The sequence below is a fragment of the Curtobacterium luteum genome (assembly GCF_001475545.1).
GTDB lineage: Bacteria > Actinomycetota > Actinomycetes > Actinomycetales > Microbacteriaceae > Curtobacterium > Curtobacterium luteum_A.
The window spans coordinates 1-5,709 of sequence record NZ_LDQC01000127.1 but is presented as its reverse complement, the minus strand read 5'-3'; the positions used below and the strand labels follow the sequence as shown (position 1 = coordinate 5,709).

7 protein-coding genes are annotated in these 5,709 nt (G+C 74.7%); 4 read left to right on the top strand and 3 right to left on the bottom strand.

The genetic code is table 11. The features are described 5' to 3' along the window. Both NS184_RS16430 and NS184_RS16425 read right to left on the bottom strand, forming a co-directional pair. A partial coding sequence (locus NS184_RS16430; protein ID WP_152998284.1) for a DUF1648 domain-containing protein occupies positions 1-622 on the bottom strand: 622 nt, incomplete at its 3' end. After that, on the bottom strand, positions 619-969 hold the full coding sequence (locus tag NS184_RS16425; protein WP_058727161.1) for a GntR family transcriptional regulator: 351 nt from the start codon (positions 967-969) through the stop codon (positions 619-621). The genes NS184_RS16430 and NS184_RS16425, both read right to left, overlap by 4 nt. A gap of 290 nt (positions 970-1,259) precedes the next feature. Between NS184_RS16425 and NS184_RS18455 the strand changes: the two genes are divergently transcribed. The 3 genes from NS184_RS18455 to NS184_RS16410 all read left to right on the top strand — a co-directional run bounded on the left by NS184_RS18455 (position 1,260) and on the right by NS184_RS16410 (position 3,380). Further along, complete coding sequence (locus NS184_RS18455; RefSeq protein WP_193750525.1) at positions 1,260-1,427, top strand: hypothetical protein; 168 nt, start codon at positions 1,260-1,262, stop codon at positions 1,425-1,427. Continuing rightward, positions 1,424-2,401 carry a helix-turn-helix transcriptional regulator gene (locus NS184_RS16415; RefSeq protein WP_058727159.1) on the top strand — a complete coding sequence of 326 codons (978 nt, stop codon included), beginning with the start codon at positions 1,424-1,426 and terminating at the stop codon, positions 2,399-2,401. The genes NS184_RS18455 and NS184_RS16415 overlap by 4 nt, the downstream gene beginning before the upstream one ends. Positions 2,402-2,486: 85 nt before the next feature. After that, positions 2,487-3,380: an alpha/beta fold hydrolase gene (locus NS184_RS16410; protein WP_083513789.1), complete on the top strand. Its 894-nt coding sequence runs from the start codon at positions 2,487-2,489 to the stop codon at positions 3,378-3,380. A gap of 45 nt (positions 3,381-3,425) precedes the next feature. On the opposite strand, the gene NS184_RS18450 is transcribed toward NS184_RS16410, so the two are convergent. Then, positions 3,426-4,988: a PLP-dependent aminotransferase family protein gene (locus tag NS184_RS18450; protein WP_058727158.1), complete on the bottom strand. Its 1,563-nt coding sequence runs from the start codon at positions 4,986-4,988 to the stop codon at positions 3,426-3,428. 33 nt (positions 4,989-5,021) lie between these two features. Here NS184_RS18450 and NS184_RS16400 point away from each other — a divergent pair. Next, positions 5,022-5,709, top strand: a 688-nt coding sequence (locus tag NS184_RS16400; RefSeq protein ID WP_058727157.1) for a pyridoxamine 5'-phosphate oxidase family protein, incomplete at its 3' end; no start/stop codon positions are given.

The window sequence follows — 5,709 nt, the reverse complement described above, 5'->3', positions numbered from 1 at the left end:
GGACGACCGCGGGGACCGCCGCGGAGCCGCCGCTCGTCAGCGCCGTCCAGGACACCGTCGCGCCGCCGAGCACGGGGAGCGCCAGACCGAGCGCCGCGAACCACGGGCTCCCGACGTGCGCTCGCCAGGCGACCCGGGTTCCGGGGCCGACGTCCAGCGGCCGGGGCTCCCGGACCGGGACGGGCGCCGCCGACCGCCACAGCGGCGGGACCGAGATCGCCGCCGAGGCGACGCCGACGGCGAGGAACAGCAGCGTCCACCACGGCGTGAAGCGGTCGGTGTCCGAGAGCGCGACCGCAGCGACGACGATCCACGCGGCGGCGACGATCGGACCGAGCAGCGCGGCGACGAGGACCAGCAGGGCGCCAGTGCGACGGTCCCGTGCCCGGAGGGCGAGCACGACGGTCACGGCAGCAGCCGCGCACACCGCGAGCGAGATCCAGAAGAACGGCCACGGCGACCCGAAGCCGTCCGCGCGTCCGTCACCGCCGAAGTGCGTCGCGACGCGGGCAGGCAGTCGCGGGCCGGCCACCGATCCCGTCACGGCGAGCGCCAGGAGCGCCACCGCGCTCGGTCCCACCACCGCCAGCCGTGTCCCGATCGTCGTCCGCGTGGTCGTCATCGTGCCCCCTTCAGCATCGTGAACAGTTCGTCGAGCGGCACCCCGAGGGCGTCCGCCTGGTCACGGAGCTCCCCGACGAGGTCGCGGAGTCGGTCGAACGAGGCGTTCCCGGAGCGGAGCACGGTCGCCCCGCGTCCACGTCGCAGCTCGATGAGCCCGTCCTCCTGCAGCCGCGCGTACGCCCGGAGCACCGTGTGCATGTTGACGTCGATCGACGCCGCGAGGTCGCGTGCCGACGGCAGGCGGTCGCCCGACGCGAGGTCGCCGCGGGCGACGGCGATGCGCACCTGGGTCGCGACCTGGTCGGCGAGCGATGCCCGCGCTGCGGGATCGACGGTGATCAGCATGTTTGCATTGTATGCGAACAATGCGTAGAGCGCCCCATCGGCCTGGAGGCGCGCGGCGGCGCCGACACGCGCCTCCAGGCTGGCTCCCGGTCGCTTCCGGCGGCCCCCGTGCGAGGGGCATCCGGAACGCGCGGATCCGGGCGGGCTGTGTGCCGTATCCGTGTGGGGTCTCCCGACCGCGCGTAGCGTCGGGCAATAGCAACGAGTCCGTTTCGTGTCCAGTGAGTGCGCAAATCGACCAGTCGACCGGCGCCGAGCTGGACGCCATGATGTCGTCCAGGGAGCGCACCATGACGAAGTACGAGTCGAACCGAGCAGTCGATCCGGTCCGGATCACGACGTACCGCCACCTCCGGAAGGCGGCCCGGCGCGGATGGGCGGTCGAGGAGCAGACGGCTCCGCCGACGCTGGCCGACCTGAGCTGGCCGCGAGCCACGGGCGGAACGAGCCGCTCGTGACGCCGGCGGCGTCTGATCGGCGGCGCTCGGCCGTGCAGGACGTCGTGCACACGGTCACCGACCCGGACGAGGCGACTGCCCTGCTGCGGGACGTCCACAACGGACGGGACCTGCGCTTCGCGGACCGCGAGCGGTTCCGGCTGCGCTACCACGCGATGAGCGACGGCCGGGTGAGCCTGCGGACCGCGTCGACGACGTCCCGGTTCACCGGCGTGCTGCACCCGGAGCGCCAGTACGTGCTCACGTGGGCCGTCGAGGGCGGCAGCGTGATCGACCCGGACGGCCCGGACCCGGTCACCATGCACCCGGCCGTGCCCGTGGCCTTCCCGACCGGACGGGAGTTCGCGATCGACGCCGTCGCCGGGACGCACCACTACGTCCACTTCGGCGCCGACTACCTCGAGGCCGTCGCGACGAAGGACTCGGACGCCGCGCCGAGGCCGCTCAACCTCCCGGTCGTCGTCGAGCCCGAACGGCTCGCGCCCCTCCAGGAGGTCGTCCGCGCCGTCGCACCCGCCCTGCTCGACCGCTCCACCGTGGGCGAGGCCCGCGACGCGCTCGACCTCATGCTCGCCGAGGCGGTCCTCGCGGCGTTCGAGCCGATGCCGGACGGCCACGTCGCCGGTCCGCACGCCACCACCGTCCAGCGCGCGAAGACGTTCATGCACGCCCGGTTCGACCGCCCGCTCACGGTGCCCGACATCGCGGAGGCGGCCAGTGTGAGCGTCCGGACGCTGCAGGAGGCGTTCCAGAAGCACGAGGGCGCCACCCCGATGGCGTTCCTCCGGGAGATCCGGCTCGAGAAGGCACGGCTCGGCCTGCAGCTCGCCGACCCCGGCGTCTCCTCGGTCGCCGCCGTCGCGATCTCCTGCGGCTTCAAGCACATGGGGCGCTTCTCGGGGGCCTACCACGAGGAGTTCGGGGAGTACCCCGCCGAGACCCTCCGGCTCCGCGGACGGACCGTGTTGCGCTGACCGTGGGGCCGGTCCCGGCAGCTCTCGGGCGATCCATCACCCATCCAGGGCGCGTCCACGGTGCGGCGCGGCTAGCGTCGACCGCATGCACGCCGACACCCGCACCGGACCGACCTCGGACGGGCGGGCGCGCGCGCTCCGACGCGACGTCGTGCGGGTGCGCGGCGAGGGCACGCCCGTCCTCGTGCTGCACGGGACCCCGGGCGGGGTCGACACCGCCGACGTCATGGCGCGGTTCCTGCCGTCCGACGGGTTCCGGGTCGTCACGGTCTCGCGGCCCGGCTACCTCGGCACGCCCGTGCGCCACGGCCGCAGCAGCCTCGACGACGACGCCGACCGGGCCGTCGCGCTGCTCGACCGGATCGGCATCGACCGGGTCGGTGTGTTCGCGTGGTCCGGCGGCGGACCGAGCGCGTACCGACTCGCCGTCCGGCACCCCGACCGTGTCTCCTCGCTCGTCGTCGCGGCAGGCCTCTCGGGACGGTGGACCCCACCCCGGACCTCGCCGGCGGAGTGGTTCGTCACCCAGACACGAGTCGGCGCCGTCGCCTCCGCACTCGCCGCACGGATCGTCCCGAGGCTCGTGGTCCGCACGGCCATCGCCGGGGAGAGCTCGCTCCGCGGGGCCGCCCTCGACGCGCACGTCCGCGACGTCATGGCCGACCCGGGCCGACGGCGGTTCATGCTCGACCTCGCCGCCACCGGAAACAGTTCCGGCGCGCACCGCGACGGCTGGCGCAACGACGTGGCCAACCTCGGCGGGATCACCTCGCTCGACCTCGGCGCCGTCCGGGCGCCGACCCTGCTCGTGCACGGCGACGCCGACACCGACGTCCTCATCGAACACAGTGAGCGGGCGCTGCGCGAGATCCCCGGCGCCGAGATCATCCGTCTGGCCGGAGGCACCCACTTCGCCGTGTGGGCGCACCACGACGCCGCGGCGGTGCAGGAGCGCGTGCGGGACCACCTGCGCGGTTGACCCCCGCGCGCGGCCGTGCGTGCGACGTTCGCGGGGCGGTCCGTCCTACCCGTCGACCGCCGCGACGAGCACGTCGAGCGCACGGCCGAGCTCCAGCGTCGTCAGCGAGCCGTAGCCGAGCACGACACCCTCGGGCACGCTGGACGGCGCCGTGCCGTAGTCCTCGAGCGCCGCCATCAGCACGCCCTGCTCCGCCATCCGCGCGACGACGGTCCGCCCGGTCGCCGAGCCCGGCCACGTGACCACCGCATGCAGACCGCCGTCCAGGGCACGTGCCTCCAGACCGGATGCGTCGGACGCGCCGCTTGCGCCTGACCTGCCGGACGCGCCCGTCGCGCCGAGCCGCGCGACGATCTGCTCGCGGCGGTGGGCGGTCTCACGACGGACCCGCCCCAGGTGCCTGCGGAACGCACCGCTCCGCAGGAGCCAGGCCAACGCGACCTGTACCGGCTCGGCGACCACCGGACCCCGCGCCCGGCGCGCTGCCGTCACCGCGTCGACTCGGACGCCGCCGACGCCGGGCAGCACGATCCACGAGCACCGGAGGCGCGGATCCAGCGTCTTCGAGAACCCGCCGAGGTGCACGACGCTCCCCGCGGTGTCGAGCGCCGCGAGGGCGGGCACCGGGAGGCCACGGTGCCGGAACTCCGAGTCGTAGTCGTCCTCGATCACCAGCGTGCCGGTCCGTGCTGCCCAGTCCAGCAGGGCACGACGTCGGGACACGGGCATCACCGAGCCGAGCGGGTACTGGTGCGTGGGCGACACCATGACCGCGTCCACCGTCGGAAGGGCCGCGAGGGCGGCGAGGTCGAGTCCGTCCTCGTCCACCGGGACACCGACGACGAGGCCTCCGGCCGAGACGACCGCGCGCCGTCCGCTGGGGTAGCCGGGGTCCTCGACGGCCACCCGCGGCGCTCGGCCGAGGTGGTTCCGGAGTCCCTCGGTGACGGTCGAGATCGCGTCCGAGGTGCCTGCCGTCACCACGACACGGTCGAGGTCCGGCGTGAAGCCGCGGAGCAGCCCGAGCTGCGCAGCGACCTGCCCGCGGAACTCCGGCAGGCCGAGCGGATCGGACAGCCCGTTGCGCAGCGGCGCCTCGGCCGCGGCTCGCCACGCCGCGCGCCAGTCGCGCGAGGCGATCGACGTGACGGCGGGGATGCCCGGGCGAGCGTCGATCCACCGAGGCCCGGAGGCCGCGCCGCCCTCGAGCCGAGCCGCGTCGCCCGCTGCTGGCGCCCTGTCCGCTGCGCCCCGCACCAGCGCCGGATCGGCACGCGTCGCGGAGTCGCGCCGTGCCGGCGGGTCGGGCTGCGCTGCGCGGTCGCCCCGGCCCGGCGTCGGGGCCGCCCGCGGATGCTCGGACCGCCCGGCCACCACCACCGCCGCTGCGCCCGGCCTCGTCCGGATCCACCCCTCGCCGTCGAGCTGCTCGTATGCAGCGACGACCGTCCCACGAGCGACGCCGAGCTCCGCAGCCAGCACCCTGGTCGACGGGACCCGGTCTCCGTCGCGCAGGACACCACGGTCCACCAGGTCCCGGACGCGCGCGACCACCCCCGCGACCTTGCCCGCCGACTGGTCCACTCCGTCACCTGCGATCTGGACCATCCGTTGGTCCAGTGACGACCCTAGCGTTGCGGCATGAGCAGCCCGTCCCTCACCGTCCGCCGCCTCCGCGACCGCCAGCACACCGATCCCGAGGCCCTGCGCGCCGTGCTCGCCGAGGCCCTCGTGGCGCACGTCGGCTTCGTGCGCGAGGGGCACCCGATCGTGCTCCCGTTCCTCTGCGGCGTCGGTGACCTCGGCGACGGGCCGGTCCTGTTGCTCCACGGATCGACCGGCGGAGGGCTCTTCCTCGACGCCGGCACCGATGGCGTGCCGGTCGCCGCGACGATCACGCACGTGGACGGACTCGTCTTCGCCCGCAGCACCTTCGACAGCTCCGCGAACTACCGCAGTGCGATGATCGTCGGCCGTGCGACCGTCGTGCCCGAGGATCTGCGTGCGGAGGCGCTGTGGCAGGTCTCCGAGCACCTCATGCCCGGGCGTCGTGCGGAGGTCCGCGAGATGACCGCCAAGGAGGTCCGTGCCACCCAGGTCCTCCAGCTCCCGCTCGACCGCGCCAGCGTGAAGATCCGTGCCGCCGGCGTCGGGGAGGAGCCCGACGACGGCGAGGACCACTCCGTCTGGGCCGGCGTCCTGCCCCTCGCGCTGCGCGCCGGGGACCCGTTGCCGGGGAACATCTCGGGGGACAGCCCGGTGGACGCGTCGGTCCGGCAGGTCGCGTCGCGGTTGGACCGTCTCGCGACCGACCGGGAGGCCCGGATCG